Genomic DNA, 18,245 nt, shown 5'->3' on the forward strand with positions numbered 1-18,245 from the left:
TCTTTATTTTTTGCCTAGTTTAGACTCTTGTCCCGTTCTTATTCTATTAATATTTGATTTATGTCGCCATATGACAATAGAACCTATGACAATTAAGAGAATCGCCCTTTCATATCTTTTTGTTGCCAAATAATATATTCCTTGGATTATACTCGCAACAGCAGCTGCTATAGACCCAAGGGATACCATTTTGCTACTTGCAACTGTTGTAAAGAAAACTATGGCCAGTACTAGAACAAATAGAGGGCTAACTGCTATAAAAACTCCCAGAGAAGTTGCAACTCCCTTGCCTCCTTTAAGGTTAAAGTAGATTGGCCAGTTGTGCCCACACACCGCCCCAATTCCAGCTAAGAGAAGGCCTGCATCTCCAAATAGTTTATAACCTATCATTGAAGGTATAAAACCCTTTAATACATCTAGTATGAGGGTAGCAATGGCAAAGTTTTTGCCAAAAGTCCTTAATACATTTGTAGCTCCAGCATTTCCAGAACCAAAATCTCTAATGTCTTTTTTACAAAAAATCTTTCCAAGTATTATGGCCCATGAAATAGACCCTATTAGATAGGATACTAAAAGTAAAATAAACTTCATTATTTACTCCTTGGCCCTCTAGGTTTTAAATCAAATAATATTGGAACACCCTCAAACTTAAAATATTCTCTAATTTGGTTTTCTAGATATCTTAAATATGAAAAGTGCATTAACTCTTTTTTATTTATGTGGAAAAGTATTTTTGGAGGTCTTGTTGAAACCTGTGATGCATAAAATACCTTTAACCTCTCTCCTTTGTCTGTAGGAGGAGCATTGTGAAGAACAGCTTCGTTTACTATTTCATTTAAAGTTCCTGTGCTAATTCTCATTGAATAATTTTCATTTACCTTTTCAATCATTTGAAATAGATTATGCACTCTAAGATTGTTTTTTACTGACATAAAGATAATAGGAACATAGTTTATAAAACCAAGTCTTGTTCTAATTTCCTTTTCAAATTCCCTTTGAGTTTTTTCATCTTTGTCGACTAAATCCCATTTATTTACAGCAATAATCATTGCCTTTCCATTATCATGGGCATATCCTATTATTTTTGAGTCCTGCTCTGTTACACCTTCCGCCGCATCAATCATCAAAACGGATATATCGGAGCTATCTATGGAGGAAAGAGTTCTTACAACACTATATCTTTCAACTTCTTCGTCTATATATCTCTTTCTTCTAAGTCCTGCTGTATCTATTAACACGTAGTCATGGCCATTATATCTGAAGTTTGAGTCGATAGAGTCTCTTGTGGTTCCAGCAATGTCTGTAACTATCATCCTCTCTTCTCCAAGTAGTCTGTTAATTAAAGAGGATTTCCCAACATTTGGCTTCCCAATAATTGAAACCTTGGTCACATCATCTTCAAACTCAGCTTCCATTGGCTCGAAGTTTTTAACTATTTCATCTAGAAGGTCCCCTATGCCTTGAGATCCTTCGGCGCTAATTCCCATTACAGTAGGTATTCCAAGTTCATAAAACTCATATATTAAATCATCATCTTTTCTGCTATCTATCTTGTTAACTGCTAATATTATCTCTTTATTAGACCTTCTTAAAAGATTTGCAACATCTCTATCTTCAGCGGTTATTCCAGTCTTTGCATCTACGACAAATAAAATTACATCTGCCGTTTCTATTGCTAGGTCAACTTGATTTACTATTTGTTTTGAAAATACATCATCACTTTTTATTTCTATACCACCTGTATCAACTAGGGTAAAGTGTCTATTTTGCCACTCTGCATCTTGATACAATCTATCCCTTGTAACTCCAGGGTCATCCTGAGTTATTGCAATTCTCTTTCTAACGATTTTATTAAATAATGTCGATTTTCCTACATTTGGTTTGCCTACAACTGCTACTATAGGTTTTCTCATATTTCCACCTCTTTTCATACAATATAATTTTATCACTTTTTTGAAATAAAAATCATCTTCTCTATTATACTGTATTTTAAAAAAGTTACAAAAAATCCCTGAGATTTCTCCCAGGGATAAATACTATTTGTATAGAGGATATTCTTCAGTTAATGCTAGAACATCTTTTCTAATTTCTTCTGGACTTCTTTCCTTCTTTAATGTTTCAATAATCAATTTACCAATCTTTTTGAAAGCATCTTCCTTCATTCCTCTTGTTGTACAAGCAGGTGTACCAATTCTTACACCTGAAGTAACAAATGGTGATTCAGGATCGTTAGGAATAGTATTTTTATTTGTAGTTATATTAACTTCAGATAGAAGTGCTTCTGCTTCTTTACCAGTTAGGTTAAGTCCTCTTACATCAAGAAGTAATAAGTGGTTGTCTGTTCCACCAGATACAAGTCTGATTCCACCTTCTTGTAATGTTTGGCCAAGAACCTTAGCATTCTTTATAACTTGTTTGATATAGTCTTTGAAGTCATCTTGCAAAGCTTCTTTAAAACAAACTGCCTTCGCTGCAATAACATGCTCTAATGGACCGCCTTGAAGTCCTGGGAATACAGCCTTGTCAATTGCCTTTGCATGTTCTTCTCTACAAAGAATTATACCACCACGAGGTCCTCTTAGTGTCTTATGAGTAGTTGAAGTTACAAAATCAGCATATGGGATTGGGCTTGGATGTTCTCCAGCAGCTACTAGACCTGCAATATGTGCCATATCAACCATTAAATATGCTCCAACTTCATCTGCAATTTCTCTAAATTTCTTAAAGTCGATTATTCTTGGGTATGCACTAGCGCCAGCTACGATTAATTTTGGTTTGTGTTCCAATGCTTTTTTTCTAACTTCTTCATAGTCTATAGTTTCAGTTTCAGTACTTAATCCATAGTCAACAAAGTTGAAGTAAAGTCCTGAAATATTTACAGGTGATCCATGTGTTAAGTGTCCACCTTCTGAAAGCTTCATTCCTAAAACAGTGTCTCCTGGTTTTAAGCATGAAAGGTAAACAGCTAGGTTTGCATTTGCTCCTGAGTGAGGTTGAACGTTTGCATGGTCTGCTCCAAAAAGCTTACAAAGTCTTTTTCTTGCTAAATCTTCTGAAACGTCAACGTATTCACAGCCACCGTAATATCTCTTTGCAGGATATCCTTCTGCGTATTTGTTGTTTAGAGTTGTTCCTAGTGCTTCTAAAACTGGTTCTGAAATAAAGTTTTCAGAAGCAATAAGCTCTAAATGCTCTCTTTGTCTGTTGGTTTCATCTTCAACTACTTGATAGATTTCGCTATCAAATTCCTTTAGATGTGGTAATTCTCTTAAGCTCATCTTAATTTTCCTCCTAAAATATTTAGTTAATTTTTTTTATAGTTAGAATATCATTGGTATTCTTACTTATCTTTTTATCTATTCCTCTTAAAATAAAAATCGAAATTGCTAAGAACAATAATCCAAATAATAAACTTAAAAATTCATTACTTCTTATATCATACTTACCAAGTATAATTGTAGCACATATAACACCCGTAATAAAAGCTATTATAGGTATAATATATACCATTGCGGAGTACTTTAACACAGTTGAACTGTCCATGTTAAGTTCCACTCTGTCTCCTTTATTAAATCTTCCATCATCTTTTACATTAATAATCAAAGGCTTGTCTTCTCCTGAGCAGCCAGCGCAGCTTTCACACTTCCCTCCGCAGGCACTCTCCCTGATTACAAGTATATCTAACATGTTACTGTCTTTGTTTATTACAAGACCGCTTTTCTTCATTTAATCATTCCTTTATTAAATCTTTAATCACTTCGCCTGCAATTACAAGTCCACAGGCAGGTGGTACAAAACTTATGCTAGAAGGGAAAATTTTCCCAGTAGATTCATCAACAAATCTTTCTCCCGATGGGCTTTCTTTAGACCATACTACTTTTAGTTTTTTAACGTCTAAAGCCTTGAGCTCTCTTCGCATAATGCGCGCAACAGGACACATTTCAGTTTTGTATATATCTGATACCCTAAATGCTGTAGGGTCAAGCTTATTTCCTGCGCCCATTGCAGAAATTAATTTCAAATCATAATCCCAAGCATATTTTGCTAAAGCTACTTTGCCCTTTAAAAAGTCTATGCAATCCACAATATAATCATATTCCTTAAGGTTAAAAATTTCAATATTGTCCGGTGTCAACTTTTCTTTAATTGGACTTACATTTAACTCTGGATTTATTTCAAGTAATCTATCCTTCATGACTTTAACTTTAGACTTGCCTACGGTTTTTGTTGTAGCTATAATCTGTCTATTGATATTTGTAATATCCACATCATCAAAGTCAACGATGGTTATATTTGAAACTCCTGCTCTTACAATTGATTCGGCACATATTCCACCAACTCCTCCAAGGCCGAAGACTATTACTTTGGCCTTGGAAAGTTTTTCTAAAGATTCAGTTCCGATTAAAAGCTCTGTCCTTTGTGTAAATTTATTTTTCATCTTCTCTTAATGATACATGAATTTCTTCCAATTGCTTTTCATCAACAAGTGCTGGAGCTCCAGTTAGTAAGTCTGTCGCAGATTGTGTCTTAGGGAAAGCAATAACATCTTTTATATTATTTGTTTCGCAAATTTGCATTGCAAGTCTGTCAATTCCATATGCAATTCCGCCATGAGGAGGTGTACCATACTTAAGCGCATCAACAAAGAATCCAAATTTCGCTTCAATTTCTTCGTCAGTTAACTTAAGGGCTTTGAAAATTCTCTCTTGTATTTCAGAATTATTTATTCTTATGGAGCCTCCCGCAGCTTCTTCTCCATTTATAACAAGGTCATAGGCCTTTGATTTCATCTTTTCAGGTGCAGTTTCAAGTAGGTCTAGGTCTTCTTCCTTAGGCATTGTGAATGGATGGTGTTTAGCTACCATTCTTCCTTCTTCTTCAGAGTATTCAAACATTGGGAAGTCAACAACCCATGCCATTTTAAATACCTTTGGATCTAGTAATCCAAGATTTGATGCAATATGCCTACGAAGGGCGCCTAGTGAATCAAATACTACTTCGTCTTTATCTGCAACTATTAGGATTAGCGCATTGTCTTTAGCATCAAATACATTTAAAATATTTTGAAGCTCTTCTTCACTTAAGAACTTTGCAATCGGAGAATTAACTTCACCATTATTTACCTTAATCCATGCAAGGCCCTTAGCACCGTAGTCCTTAACAAATTTTTCTAGTGCATCTATTTTCTTTCTTGAGTATTCACTTTGATACTCACCAATATTTATACCCCTTACAGAATGTCCCTCTTTAACATTGCCAGAGAAAACTTTAAACTCTGCATCTTTGACGATTTCTGAAATATCTGTAAGTTCAAATCCAAATCTTAGGTCAGGTTTGTCTGAACCATATCTTGACATGGCTTCATCAAAAGGAATTCTCTTTAGTGGAATTTCAATATCCACCCCCTTAAGTTCCTTGAACACCTTTTGAACCATTCTCTCGTTTATACTCATTACGTCATCTTCATCAACAAATGACATTTCAATATCCATCTGAGTAAACTCTGGCTGTCTATTTGCTCTAAGGTCTTCATCTCTAAAGCATCTTGCCAGTTGATAGTACTTGTCCATGCCTGCAACCATTAGAAGTTGTTTCATCAACTGCGGGCTTTGTGGTAGTGCATAGAATTTATTTGGATTTACCCTTGATGGAATAAGATAGTCCCTTGCTCCTTCTGGAGTTGGTTTGCCAAGATAAGGTGTTTCTGTTTCAATAAACCCTTCTCCGTCTAAAAAGCTTCTCATAAGAGTAATTAGTCGTGCTCTCTTAATTAAGTTTGATTGAATAGATTCTTTTCTAAGGTCTAAGAATCTATATTTTAATCTCATTTCCTCTGAAACATTGTCGTCACTCTTAATGTATATAGGTGGAGTTTGTGCCTTGTCAAGTATTCTAAACTCGCTACATAAAATTTCTATATCCCCGTTTGAAATATTTGGATTAACAGACTTTCTATTTCTAACATGGCCCTTAGCTGCTACAACAAATTCAGACCTTACAGTCTTAGCCTTTTCAAAATAGTCTTTACAATCTTCATCATTAACAACTATTTGAACAATACCTGACCTATCTCTAATATCCATAAATATAATATGTCCTAGGTTTCTTTCCTTTGCAACCCAGCCCATTACAATAACTTCTTTTCCAACTAATTCATTTGTTACATCTGCACACATGTTAGTTCTTTTAAAATTTTTAATATTATCCATATCTTCTCCTAAAATTAAAATTTTGCACAAAAAAACCCGTCACAAAGGGACGAGTTAGCTCGCGGTACCACCCTAATTAGGTAAACCTCACTTAAAATTTATAACGCAATTACCATAGCTCCTAGGCGTCATCAAAAGCCTTAGTAAGTAGGTTTCACCAAACCCTACCTCTCTTTCATACTCTTAGCTTTATCCTTCCTATTCAACGCTAATATTAACATGATTTTATTGTATATTATTTAATATCAAAGGTCAAATTATCTTCTTGATCTAGCCTTTGACTTTATTTGTCTAATTAAATTCTCGGCTTCTTTAACTTTAAATACCATTACAAACACTGCATATATTAAAGCTCCAACAAGTATTGCCAGAAACATAGCCTTCTTACTTCCAAGGCTGTTAACAAGGGCATTATTTGTGAAATGTACTCCTATGCCCATAATGATGGATGCAGCAGCTATCTTTAAAGTTTCCACAATTAAGTGGTTCATCTTTGAAAACTCACCAATTTTCTTCTTCAAGTTATAAAAAAGAAGAATTGCCCCAAAGTATGCTGCAACTGTAGTTCCCAGTGCTAAACCATTAAGTCCTAAAAACCTTGAACTTCCTACGGAAACAATTATATTTACCAAAATCATCCACATGGTGTTTTTTGTTGGTGTCTTAGTATCTTTTAAACTATAAAAAGATTTAAATAGTATATCTCTAAGTGCTATTGCCATAAGACCAGATGAATAAAGCATTAAGACCGGTGCAGTCAACGCTGTGTCACCCTTAGTAAAGTTACCACCTTCATAAATAAATTCCACTATTGGGTTCGCAAGTATTCCAAGGCCCACCATTGCAGGTATTACTAAAAGAAACATAGACACAAACGTATCTACGATAACATCTTTGAATTCTCCAATCTTATTTTGTCCTGCAAACTTACTTAAAATTGGATACATTACTGTACTTACCGATACAATAACAATTCCATTTACAAGCTCACTTAGTCTAGAGGCGTATTCCATTACATTTATACCTCTTTCACCCATTATCATTGTGGCTAAGTTTTTATCTACTATAACGTTTAATTGATTAACAGAAACACCTACAATTATAGGTATGGCCATTATCAACATGGATTTTATTTCTGGCTCTTTTACACTTAAAATCTTTGTCCATTTATACCCCTTTTTCTTAACAGCAGGAATATATGGAGCAAACTGTAAAGTTGATGCCACTGCAATACCTATGGCAAGGTAGTACTTGTTTATATACTTACCAAGATATAGTCCAAGGATTATAAATACATTTAATATAAAACCTTGTAACGCCGTTACTATAAACTCGCCATGGCAATTTAAATAGCCTCTATATACTGTTGCAATTCCAATTGGTATTAAAGATACCATAGAAATACGCAAAAAGTTTGTGGTAAGCACCCTTGCTGGTTCGTTTAACTTAAATGCAAATACATAGGTAAGTTGTCTTGCAAATATTTGACATAGTATTACAAGTACAATGGTTATAATAGCAGTTATATTAGCTAAATTACTGGTAAATCTATCTGCAATCCCAACACCTTGTTGTTCTTCTAGCCTTTTGTACGTCGGTATAAAACCCGTTGTTATACCTACTGCAATAAAACTGAATACTAAAACTGGAATAGACATTGCCAAGTTAAATGCCGCAGCCTCAATCCCCGTTCCAAAAAGTCTTGAAAGAGTTGCAATCCTTACGGCGCCCAAAATTTTTGAAAGCACCGTTAAAACCATTAATATAATTGATATTCCTTTCATATTCACCCTCTTTTCATTAGCCTTATAACTTTATCATAAACTAGAATTTCAATCAATATTATAAAATTAACTTTAAGTATTTTGTAGTATTTGATATACTCAAATCATAAAAATAAGATAGGGTGAGGAAATGCTCTTAAGTCAAATAAGCGAAATAAAAGAATTAAAAATTAAAGATAAAAATATTTTTTCAAATGAAGATATTTACGCATGTTCTGTTTCAAATTCACTTGATAAAAATAATTTGAATGTCTTAACAGAAAATGAAATAAAAAATTTAAACCCTGAAAGTGGAAATTTTTTAATTGTAAACTCAAATGATGAATTCAAAAGCAAAAATAAAATTAGTTATCTACACTCAAGTTTAGATAATGTAGAACAGGCCATGGAAATATTACAGCCTTTGATTATTGAAAACCAAAAGTTTTTAGAAAAAATCTACTCTACTATCTGTTTAGACAAGGGAATTGAAAATTTACTTAAAAAGATTAGCTCAAAATTTGAAGATAAGGTTTGTGTTTTGGATAATAACAAAAAATTACTTTATAATCCGTTTGACTTCAACAAGGTCAGTGAGTTATATCCGCTGAAGTTCATATCTTCAAATTCATCAAGAATGTTTGCATACTTGGCCTTTGAAAATAGCCATGAAGATGAAAAAGAAAGTATAAATAATTTATGTACTATAATTTCAAATTATATTCACAAAGAAGTTAAGAACCTTCAAACTTCATTTGATAATTTTTATCTATCTCTTAAAAATTTATTAAAAGGAGACTTTTCGGACGAAGACTACAAAATACTCAAGGGGCTTAATTGGAGTGTTAAAGACAACTACAAGGTTTATGTAATTCAACTTGAAGCAGGGCTATTTAAATATAGAGATATGTTTATTCATGGCAATCGCTTTATATTAGATAACCCACAATACCTCTTTTCAATTTTAAACCAAAATCACCTTATACTTTTAATAAACAAGACAAGACTAAATAGAAACAAATTGGAAGATGAAATTTTAGAATACATTACAAAGTATAACTTAAAATACTATAGTCATGATTTGAAGAATAAACTATCAAATTTCAATAAGGTATATGATTTGTCAAAATTTATTTTTGATAATGAAGTTCCAGTTTCATCTGATGGACAAGAAGAGCTTCACAGTTTAATGAAACCGCTGCTTGGGCAAATTGATTTTTTGGAAATTTTAATTCCAGAAATTTTAAAGCCACTTCTTGAACACGATTTGGAAAAAAATTCAGAGTTTTTAAAGACCTTGTACCTATATCTGACAGAAGAGAGGTCTCTAATAAAAGTTGCAGAGATTATGGACATTCACAGAAATTCCGTAGTCTATAGAATAAACCGACTTTCAGAGATTGTAGACATTGATTTTGAAGATTCTAAGACAAGATACAATCTACTTATTGGAATTGAAATATTAAAAGAGCTATATCCAAAAATACTAGACCAATAGGCCTAGTATTTTTTAATTTATATTCTTTATTTTCTCTAATAAAATCATAGCATTATTAAAAAGTTCTTCAGATATATCATAATAACTAACAACACTTTCTAAGTCTTCTTTTGCCTTTTCAATCTCTCCTATGTTTAAAAAAATAATGGCTCGGTTAAATTGTAATGGTGCATTGTCTCCTATGTTTTGAAGAGCCATGTTTATAAGTCCCAGTGCTTCTAATACAAGTCCTGCTTGGCCCAGCACAAAGCTATAGTCGATAAAGAAATTCGGATCCATTAATCCCTCATGTTCCTTATGGGTCTTTTCAAAAAGTTCTAAGGCTTTCTCAACGTCTCCCTTGTTGTAGTACGCCATTGCAAGATATTGATCCTTTTTATAATTAAAAGTATCCACATCTTCTAAGGTTTCAATTACTTCATTGTAACTTCCACTTTGAAGTTTATGAAAGGCCTCCTCAATTTTTGAATCCGTTACAACTTCATGCAAAAGTGGCGCTATTTTTTCCCTAAGTTCTGCTTCAAAGGGACTGTCCTTTGATAGCTCAAGAGCCTTTCTAAAATAAAATTCTGCTTTCATTGGGTTTTCTTCAAGCATTTCAATTGTCCCAAACAAAAAGTAATTATATGGAAAGTAAGGGTAATTTTTTATATTTTCATTTAAAACTCTCTTTGACTCTTCTAAGAACATTATATCTAAAGTGTTATCAAAATAGTCCTTGAGAGCTGATGCATATGCAAATGATGACGAACTTTGAGGAAAGTTTTCATAGATGAACTTGAAAAATATCATGGCATTTTCATAATTTATTTCTATTTCTTCAAATGCCATTGCCATTAAATAACTTTCTGTATTTTCTATACTATTAAGCATAAAATTTACATAGTCGTCCCTATATATAAAATCTTCGTCCAGTGCACAGATATATGCCATTCCCCTGACGAAATAACTTATATCTATCTCTTCTGTAAAGGTATCATTTTTTAATTCTTCCATAAAATCTGATTTCAATATAGGAAGTGGAAAACCATAAACGCTTTTGTCCTTCAGCTCCAAAAAATATATATTATCCGTCTTCGATTCAAAAAATTTTTTAATATTATTCATTAAAATTCCTCATAAACTCTCTTTTTCTTCTGGATGAACCATTTAATATTTCAAATAACATTCCTCTATACATCAAATAAATACCTATTATTAAAATAACTACAACGGACTTTATAACGGACTTCAAGTCACTAAAATATAATCCTGTAAATAGTGATCCTCCTTCTATTGAAGCGTAAATTAAAGCCATTATGATTATATTTGGAAGTCCCCAGTTAAGAATATTTTCTTTTAAAAAGTACACGCTTTTTATAATTGAATTATATCCATCATAATCTTCAAGATAAAGAGTTTCTGGAAGGGCGTTTAAAACAATCATAGCAATTATTGTAACTATAAAATAAAATTTCATTGCAATGGGACTTAATATAATCTGCGCTATATAAATTACAAATCCAACTTGAATAATCTTTATGGCAAATGGTTTGAAATCATAATCTTGTAACGCAACCGAGGTTCCAGTATCTTTAACTCCCGTATATAAAATGGACATTATAAAGCCTAATATGCACACTTTGAAAATATAAACTAAAAGGCCTGAAATATATCCATTTAGCTTTAACACTCCAAATAAAATATTTGAAATTATATTAGTAGCTATTATGCCCATTGCTAAAATAACTGCACATAGCACAATATATCTTGGATTTTTAAATGTGTTTCTTAGAGCTTTTTTCTGAATATAAATAAAATCGTTTAAAATATCCATGCTACCTCCAACTTTCTGTAATATCGTAATATTTTCTGTCTTTAATTCTGTAAATTAAAAGTAAATCCTCTTTCTTGAAATCAGTTAAAATCTGATAGTCAAATTTTAGGAAGATATAATTTTTAATAAGTCTTTTTGCAGGAACGTCATGCTCCGATATTTTTTCTAAAACGTTGCCGTCCCTTAACAAATCGTGTTCCTTTGCACCTTCAATCTTTTTTGGATTTAAAAACCAAGGAACTTTGCCATTGGTTAACACATAGTCATGTATTAAGAGTTCATTTAGTAAGTCAACCTCTTTAAATTCTCTCTCAATTAAAAACTCTTTTAAAATTTTATATAGTGAATCTCTAGAATGATTTTTAAATAGGTAGTCTTTTTCATCCCAATAATTTCCTAACTCTAGAAAGAATTCATAGTAGTCGCTGTAATAATTTTCAAAAAGATAATTTATTGTGTTCTTGAAATAGCCCTCATTATAGTACTTATCGAGCATCTGTTCTATCTTTTTTACTTCTTGTAACTCCATGTAGCTAATCCATTTTGTAGATATAACTTCAAATGGCGACTTCTTATCGTAAATTATTTCATATTGCTCCGCTTTATGGTATATAGGTGAACCTTTTAAAACCTTTAGGAAACCTAATTGAAGTTTGTCTGGGCCAATGGATAAAATATCATTAAATGACTTTCTCAAACTTTTTAAATCTTCAAATGGCAGTCCTGCAATTAAATCAAGGTGAAGATGTATATTTTTAAATGACATAATCTCTTTACAAACCCTTGTTATTGTTTCAAAGTCACCCACCCTTTTAATTGCCTTGCACGTGTCTTCGTTAGTGGATTGAACTCCAACTTCAAATTGAAAAAGATCTTTTCTTGCTGTTCTAAATAGATTTAAATAGTCTTCATCAATAAGTTGAGGATGTATTTCTAAGTGAAAAGTAGTAAAATTGTTGTCATTATCAATAATATATTTTAGTATTGTAAGACTTCTCTCTTTGTTAAAATTAAATGTTCTGTCAATAAATTTAACAAGCGGAACATTTTCATCTAAAAATAATTTTATATCCTTTAAACATCTTTCAAGTGGATAAAATCTTACATGTCCTGTAGACGAAGACAGACAAAATTCACAGTTATAAGGACAACCTCTGGAAGTTTCGTAATAAACTATCTTCTTGTCTTTAATGTAGTCTAAAGTGTATTCTATTTTTGAATTTTCAAGATCCACCACCTGGTAAATATCATTTCCTACTACTTCCTCATTAGACAGTGTAACCACGCCTGCTGGCAATTCCTTTCTTTCACCATGAACGTAGTCAAGTAGTTCTAAAAAGGACACTTCACCCTCTCCACTCATAATATAATCAACATATGGATGATTTTTGATAATCTCTTTTGAGTTAAAAGATACTTCTGGACCTCCCATAAAAATAATGAGATTTGGATTGATTAATTTTAATTTTTCACAAATTTCCAAGGTCATTTCCACGTTCCAAATATATGTTGAAAAGCCTACAATGTCATATGCTCCCCTTATTATTTGAAATATTATCTCGTCGCTATTTTGATTTATAGTAAAGTCAATAGTATCGCATTTGTACTTTGGATACACCGTATCTTTTAAGTATCTTATTGCGATATTACTGTGAATATACTTTGTGTTCAATGATGTTAAAAGTATTTTCATTTAACCACCTATTTCAATTGTGCTACAGTAACACCTAGTCCACCTTCATTAAACTCTCCATCTCTGAACTTTTTAATGAACTTGTGCTTTCTAAGATAGTCCTGTACACCCTGCCTTAGTACTCCAGTTCCCCTTCCATGTATAATAGACACTTCTTTTAGCCCTACTATATATGCATCATCTAAAAATTTATCTATTTCGAATATTGCCTCTTCTATATTCTTGCCTCTTAAGTCCAACTCACTTTTAATATTGGAACCTGATTTCGATTTTATAATGCTTTTTATATTATAATTTGATTTTTTCTCTTCTTCAGATTTCACAAATTTTAAATTTTTTATATTGGCAGAAATCTTCATTATGCCAACTTGAACCTGTAGGTCGCCTTTTCTATCAGGCTCAGTAACAACCTCACCAACTCCACCAATACCTAAAATCTCTACGGTGTCTCCAAGTTTAATCTCTTTTTTATCTTTCTTTTTATTTTCTTTTAGTATAGATTTCTCTTCAGTTTGTTTCTTTAAATGAGTATTGAATTTATTTTCAATTTCAACTGCCTTTGAAGCAATATTATCTTCATTTGACTTTGAAAGGAATTTTAATTCCTTCAATAGACTTGCAGATTCTTTTTTAGCTTCATTTATAATTTCATAGGCCTCATTTTGAGCTTCTTCTATGATTTTTTCTCTATCATTTTTTGATTTTTCAATTTCAAGATTAAGCCTTTCTTTTAAGCTTGCAACTTCTTCTTCAAATCTCTTTTGTCTTTGTCTACTCTCTTCTATTTCTTTTCTATCTGAATCAATCTTATTTAAAATGTCTTCAAAGGAAAGCTCTTCCTGTGGAATAAGTCTCTTTGATTCATTTATTATTTCTTCAGAAAGGCCAAGTCTTCTAGATATTTCAAAGGCATTTGACTTTCCTGGAATACCTATTGTAAGTCTATAGGTTGGACTTAAAGTCTTCACATCAAATTCTACACTTCCATTTTTTACCCCAGGAGTATTTAATGCAAATAGTTTTAATTGTGAATAGTGTGTTGTTGCCACTGTTCTAATGTTTCTATCAAGAAGTTTTTTTAGAATTGATATTGCAAGGGCCGCACCTTCAGTTGGGTCCGTTCCTGCACCAAGCTCATCAAATAAAACAAGTGACTTTTCATCCACTTTAGAAAGTATGTCTACAATATTTGTCATATGTGATGAAAATGTACTTAGCGATTGTTCTATACTTTGCTCATCACCAATGTCACTAAATACTTCGTCAAAAATCGCAACTGTTGTATCCTCTTTACAAGGTATTAAAAGTCCCGATTGTGTCATAACAGTCATAAGACCTAATGTCTTTAGAGTTACCGTCTTACCTCCTGTGTTAGGTCCTGTTATAACAAGGGTATTGTAGTCTTCTCCAAGATAAATATTAATTGGCACAACCTTTTTCTTATCAATAAGAGGATGCCTTGCACTTTTTAAATCTATAATGCCATCTAAGTTAACATCTGGCTTAATACCATTCATTTCAATACCAAGGGACCCCTTTGCAAACACAAAGTCCAAATGGGCCATGTTTATTTGATTGAAAATAAAATCATCATATATATTTAAAAGCAAGTTTGAAAGTTCTTTAAGAATTCTCTTTATCTCTTCTTGCTCTTTTAGCTCTAAAGTCTTAATGTCATTATTGATTTCAACCACCGATATAGGTTCTATAAAGACAGTTTGTCCTGATCCTGATTGGTCATGGACAATACCTTGAACGGAAGATTTATTTTCTGATTTAACAGGAATAACATAACGGCCATCCCTCATTGTCACATATGAATCTTGTAATAATTTTTGAGAACTTTGTGCCTTTAAAATTTGTGACAGTTTCGTTCTAATGGACTCTGTTTTTGACTGAATTTCTCTTCTAATACGCTTTAAAGTAGGACTTGCATTGTCACTTATCTCCGTTTCAGAAATGATTGCAGAGCTAATTTCCCTTTCAATATTTGGATATGGCTTAAGAAGTGAAATCAAATTTCCAATCTTCGGATACTTTTCCATGTTCTCTTCACTGTCGTTAAAGTATTTTTTAGTTTCTTGAACTGAGCGAAGTAACATGGCAGCATCTAATAAATCTCTATTGTCTAATGTTCTACCCTTTTCCACATGCTTAAGCATAAGTCTAAAGTCCTTTACTTCATAAATAGGTGCCCTACCATGGGCGTATAATAAAGAAAGAGCCTCTTCACTTTCAGAAAGATTGTTTTGTATTGATTCCATGTCTGTTTCAGGTAAAAGTTCATCGCATAATTTTTTACCCAATGCAGAACTTGCATGACTAATTAGTTTTTCCTTTATAATATTAAACTCTAATATTTTTAAAGCCTTATTATTCATCTATTCAATCCCCTTTTCAAAGTGTCCAAAAGTGTAATTTTTTAAATCAAATTTTTGTTCTGAATTGTTTTCGCCATTAATCTTTTCAAAATATATCTTGGGTAAATTTAGCTTCTCCCCATCGTTAATGACCCTAATATTTCCACCATTTCTAAAATCTATGTCGCATAAGAAATTATACCCTAAAAGTTTTTTGCTGTGATATACCTCGGTATATCCATTTATTCTTTTTACTGGAAAAATCTCGTTGTTTTTCGCTTTCATAAATCCAAAATTAAAATTGCAACTGTCGCATCCACTGCTATCTTTGCAGCCCTTTATAACTGAAAATGGACAATGAACCATAATCATTGAAATAAGTGGGCCATGAGCAATTATTTCCGCATCTCCCTCTGTGTATTTCAATATTTCGTTCAATTCTTTTAAATTTAATTCAGTTGATAAAGTAATCCTCTTAATTCCCAATTGCTTTAAAAACAAATATGAATATATGTTTAAAACATTTAGTCCATAGTCACCAATTATATCTTTATTTTTAAACTCTTCTCTTATAAACTGAATATCTCCAAGATTATTAACTAAAAATCCTCTAAAATCTTTTTCTTTTAATTTTGAATTGAGTACTTTAAATTCTTTTTCAAATTGAAGTCTAGGCATTTTATAAAACTTTTCGCTAGATAATTCATCAATGTTTTCAGTATAAATATCCCCATATTCATTGTCTGTTCCTGTTGAAAAAATATTTTCTTCAATGTTTACACTAATATTCTTGTCTTTAAAGTCTGACAACTTTAGCTGTTTTAAAGAAACATAATCTAATGGAACTCTTTTATTGAAATTAGAAATTTCTTCATCTAATTTCCCTACAATTTCACGGCGCATCTCGTTTAGAATTCTAACGGGAATAAAGATGTCATCGTCAATTAAAATTTCAATTTTTTCTAATACATAGTCCGTATTTCCTAGCTTTTCTAAAGAGCGAACTATATATTCCTTACCAACAGGTTTATTATTAGCTCTTTCAATTATATTTTCAGATATAACTTCAATGGATATATCTTTATATTTTAAAAATAACTTTGCAGGTTCTGATACTTTTCCCACAAATTTAAAATCTATTTTATTATTTAGTTCTAAATTTCTGGAACTGATTTCGTCTATTAGTTTAGATGAGCTGGACCTCACAACTTTTGATGATATTTTTAAGTCATAAAAGTATTTTTCAGAAACTCTTTCGCCCTTTTTAAAATCTCTTTTAAGTGTGTAAGGAATATTTTTGTTTTTTTCTGTTTCTAAAATTAAGATATCATCTTTTTTGCATGGAAATTTAAATAAGATAGATTTTTTTCCTCTATCTTCAACAATGTCTCCAACTTCCAATCCCTTTTTCCCAGCCTGCCTATTAAGCTCCGTATAACTTTTACCAAAGTCATTAAATATTAGGCCATCAGTGTAACCCCTTAGTGAAACTTCCTTTAATCTGTTTTTTTCAAAAGAATTTTTTTCGATTTTATCTTTATAGGACTTTACCACATTGTAAACATATTCAGGTTTTTTCATCCTACCTTCAATCTTAAAGGAGTTTACACCTGTATTAAGCAGTGTTTCCACATATTCAATTGTACATAAATCTTTAGGACTAATAAAGGAGTCAAAGTCTTTACTTATATCTTCTTTATTTCTATTTAAAAGCTTATAGTCCAGGCGACATGGCTGTGCGCATCTTCCTCTATTTCCACTTCTATTTCCAATATATGAACTCATCAAACATTGTCCAGAGCAACCAACACAAAGAGAGCCATGAACAAAGACTTCGACTTCAATATCTAAGTTTTCACAAATCTTTTTTATCTCGTCTATTGGAGTTTCCCTTGCTAACACAACCCTTTTAAATCCAAGACTTTGAAGAAATTTTGCTCCATAATAGTTATTTATATTCATCTGTGTAGACCCATGTATTGGAAGATTTGGAAGATGTTTTCTTATAAGATGGAGTAATCCCAAGTCTTGTATGATTACTCCATCCACATCCATATTATATAAATCTGTTACAAAGTTTAATGCACTTTGTATCTCGCTGTCATGAAAGAGGGTGTTTACAGTTACATATACTTTAACCCCTCTTTTATGACAAAATTTTATAACTTTTTTTAACTCTTCATTATCAAAATTTGTTGCATAGGCTCTTGCTGAATATAAGAGCCCTCCAAGATATACTCCAGTAGCTCCCGCTTTTATAGCTGCTTCAAGCATTTCCATGTTTCCTACAGGAGCCAGTACCTCCGGATTATACTTCATTAATTACCATCCTTAATGTCTTCAAGTTCTGAAATAATATTGTCGATTTTGCTATTTATTTGCATATAAGCCCTGTTTAAATTGATATTTTCTTTATTTAATATATCATTTTGACTTACTAATCCCGATTTTTCTCTCTTTAACACTTCTAAATCTCGTCTTAAATTTTCAGACTTCGTTTCAAAGTCAAGCTTCATATCCTTTATTTTAAATTCTAAATCATTTTTTAATTTCTTTTCTTCATTATAAAGCTTTAATACTTCTTCATACTTATCATTCATTTCTTTGAATTTTTCACTGTCAGCCTTTGCAGATGATTTATAGTTTTCATTTTCAAATTTTAAACTGATTAAATCACTTTCCTGTTCCTTTACAAGATTTTTGTTTTTATTAACTGACTCTGCAAAATAAAGAAGTGCCAATGTATAAACCATGTCATTAGAAAGGGATGAATGATCCTTTCTAATGCTTTTGATTTGTTCATTAATAGTATCTTCTAAGGCTTTTATATCCTCTGGAGATTTATCAGAAAGAAGACTATAGGATCTTCCCATAATGGTTACGCTATATTTTTCTTTATCCGCCAT

The 18,245-nt window shown here is 31.9% G+C and carries 14 protein-coding genes and 1 other annotated feature; of the genes, 1 reads left to right on the top strand and 13 read right to left on the bottom strand.

Annotated features, from left to right (window positions below):
- Window positions 1-3: 3 nt before the first annotated feature.
- The 7 genes from plsY to murJ all read right to left on the bottom strand — a co-directional run bounded on the left by plsY (window position 4) and on the right by murJ (window position 7,993).
- Window positions 4-591: a glycerol-3-phosphate 1-O-acyltransferase PlsY gene (gene plsY / locus WKS98_RS00405; protein ID WP_498915935.1), complete on the bottom strand. Its 588-nt coding sequence runs from the start codon at window positions 589-591 to the stop codon at window positions 4-6.
- A complete protein-coding gene (gene der / locus WKS98_RS00410) occupies window positions 591-1,913 on the bottom strand; it encodes a ribosome biogenesis GTPase Der (protein WP_498915936.1) in 1,323 nt (440 codons plus the stop codon). Before der ends, plsY begins: the two co-directional genes overlap by 1 nt.
- Before the next feature lie 123 nt (window positions 1,914-2,036).
- Window positions 2,037-3,278: a serine hydroxymethyltransferase gene (gene glyA, locus WKS98_RS00415; protein WP_498915938.1), complete on the bottom strand. Its 1,242-nt coding sequence runs from the start codon at window positions 3,276-3,278 to the stop codon at window positions 2,037-2,039.
- A 22-nt stretch (window positions 3,279-3,300) separates the two neighbouring features.
- Window positions 3,301-3,726 carry a SoxR reducing system RseC family protein gene (locus WKS98_RS00420; RefSeq protein ID WP_498915940.1) on the bottom strand — a complete coding sequence of 142 codons (426 nt, stop codon included), beginning with the start codon at window positions 3,724-3,726 and terminating at the stop codon, window positions 3,301-3,303.
- 4 nt (window positions 3,727-3,730) lie between these two features.
- Window positions 3,731-4,438, bottom strand: coding sequence for a tRNA threonylcarbamoyladenosine dehydratase (locus tag WKS98_RS00425; protein ID WP_498915941.1), 708 nt, complete (start codon window positions 4,436-4,438; stop codon window positions 3,731-3,733).
- The gene (gene aspS, locus WKS98_RS00430) at window positions 4,428-6,209 is read right to left on the bottom strand and encodes an aspartate--tRNA ligase (protein WP_498915943.1); all 1,782 of its coding nucleotides are present in this window, start codon (window positions 6,207-6,209) and stop codon (window positions 4,428-4,430) included. The genes WKS98_RS00425 and aspS overlap by 11 nt, the downstream gene beginning before the upstream one ends.
- Before the next feature lie 42 nt (window positions 6,210-6,251).
- Window positions 6,252-6,424: a binding site (T-box leader), on the bottom strand.
- 42 nt (window positions 6,425-6,466) lie between these two features.
- The gene (gene murJ / locus WKS98_RS00435) at window positions 6,467-7,993 is read right to left on the bottom strand and encodes a murein biosynthesis integral membrane protein MurJ (protein WP_498915944.1); all 1,527 of its coding nucleotides are present in this window, start codon (window positions 7,991-7,993) and stop codon (window positions 6,467-6,469) included.
- 130 nt (window positions 7,994-8,123) lie between these two features.
- Between murJ and WKS98_RS00440 the strand changes: the two genes are divergently transcribed.
- The gene (locus WKS98_RS00440) at window positions 8,124-9,470 is read left to right on the top strand and encodes a helix-turn-helix domain-containing protein (protein WP_498915946.1); all 1,347 of its coding nucleotides are present in this window, start codon (window positions 8,124-8,126) and stop codon (window positions 9,468-9,470) included.
- A 12-nt stretch (window positions 9,471-9,482) separates the two neighbouring features.
- Here WKS98_RS00440 and WKS98_RS00445 read toward each other — a convergent pair whose 3' ends face one another.
- Genes WKS98_RS00445 through WKS98_RS00470 form a run of 6 tightly spaced genes read right to left on the bottom strand, consistent with a single transcriptional unit; the run spans window position 9,483 to window position 18,245 of the window.
- Window positions 9,483-10,577, bottom strand: a complete 1,095-nt coding sequence (locus tag WKS98_RS00445) for a tetratricopeptide repeat protein (RefSeq protein WP_498915947.1) — start codon at window positions 10,575-10,577, stop codon at window positions 9,483-9,485.
- On the bottom strand, window positions 10,570-11,286 hold the full coding sequence (locus tag WKS98_RS00450; RefSeq protein ID WP_498915948.1) for a hypothetical protein: 717 nt from the start codon (window positions 11,284-11,286) through the stop codon (window positions 10,570-10,572). The genes WKS98_RS00445 and WKS98_RS00450 overlap by 8 nt, the downstream gene beginning before the upstream one ends.
- A 1-nt stretch (window position 11,287) precedes the next feature.
- Window positions 11,288-12,979, bottom strand: a complete 1,692-nt coding sequence (locus WKS98_RS00455) for a B12-binding domain-containing radical SAM protein (protein WP_498915950.1) — start codon at window positions 12,977-12,979, stop codon at window positions 11,288-11,290.
- A gap of 8 nt (window positions 12,980-12,987) precedes the next feature.
- Window positions 12,988-15,360, bottom strand: coding sequence for an endonuclease MutS2 (locus WKS98_RS00460; protein ID WP_498915952.1), 2,373 nt, complete (start codon window positions 15,358-15,360; stop codon window positions 12,988-12,990).
- Window positions 15,361-17,658: a U32 family peptidase gene (locus WKS98_RS00465; RefSeq protein ID WP_498915954.1), complete on the bottom strand. Its 2,298-nt coding sequence runs from the start codon at window positions 17,656-17,658 to the stop codon at window positions 15,361-15,363.
- Complete coding sequence (locus WKS98_RS00470) at window positions 17,658-18,245, bottom strand: cell division protein ZapA (protein ID WP_498915956.1); 588 nt, start codon at window positions 18,243-18,245, stop codon at window positions 17,658-17,660. The genes WKS98_RS00465 and WKS98_RS00470 overlap by 1 nt, the downstream gene beginning before the upstream one ends.

This window comes from Lagierella sp. ICN-221743, from assembly GCF_037890055.1.
Taxonomy (GTDB): domain Bacteria; phylum Bacillota; class Clostridia; order Tissierellales; family Peptoniphilaceae; genus Mediannikoviicoccus.

Coding starts and splice junctions, on each gene's coding strand:
- plsY (WP_498915935.1), bottom strand. CDS start 591: ATGAAGTTTATTTTACTTTTAGTATCCTATCTAATAGGGTCTATTTCA.
- der (WP_498915936.1), bottom strand. CDS start 1,913: ATGAGAAAACCTATAGTAGCAGTTGTAGGCAAACCAAATGTAGGAAAA.
- glyA (WP_498915938.1), bottom strand. CDS start 3,278: ATGAGCTTAAGAGAATTACCACATCTAAAGGAATTTGATAGCGAAATC.
- WKS98_RS00420 (WP_498915940.1), bottom strand. CDS start 3,726: ATGAAGAAAAGCGGTCTTGTAATAAACAAAGACAGTAACATGTTAGAT.
- WKS98_RS00425 (WP_498915941.1), bottom strand. CDS start 4,438: ATGAAAAATAAATTTACACAAAGGACAGAGCTTTTAATCGGAACTGAA.
- aspS (WP_498915943.1), bottom strand. CDS start 6,209: ATGGATAATATTAAAAATTTTAAAAGAACTAACATGTGTGCAGATGTA.
- murJ (WP_498915944.1), bottom strand. CDS start 7,993: ATGAAAGGAATATCAATTATATTAATGGTTTTAACGGTGCTTTCAAAA.
- WKS98_RS00440 (WP_498915946.1), top strand. CDS start 8,124: ATGCTCTTAAGTCAAATAAGCGAAATAAAAGAATTAAAAATTAAAGAT.
- WKS98_RS00445 (WP_498915947.1), bottom strand. CDS start 10,577: ATGAATAATATTAAAAAATTTTTTGAATCGAAGACGGATAATATATAT.
- WKS98_RS00450 (WP_498915948.1), bottom strand. CDS start 11,286: ATGGATATTTTAAACGATTTTATTTATATTCAGAAAAAAGCTCTAAGA.
- WKS98_RS00455 (WP_498915950.1), bottom strand. CDS start 12,979: ATGAAAATACTTTTAACATCATTGAACACAAAGTATATTCACAGTAAT.
- WKS98_RS00460 (WP_498915952.1), bottom strand. CDS start 15,360: ATGAATAATAAGGCTTTAAAAATATTAGAGTTTAATATTATAAAGGAA.
- WKS98_RS00465 (WP_498915954.1), bottom strand. CDS start 17,658: ATGAAGTATAATCCGGAGGTACTGGCTCCTGTAGGAAACATGGAAATG.
- WKS98_RS00470 (WP_498915956.1), bottom strand. CDS start 18,245: ATGGCGGATAAAGAAAAATATAGCGTAACCATTATGGGAAGATCCTAT.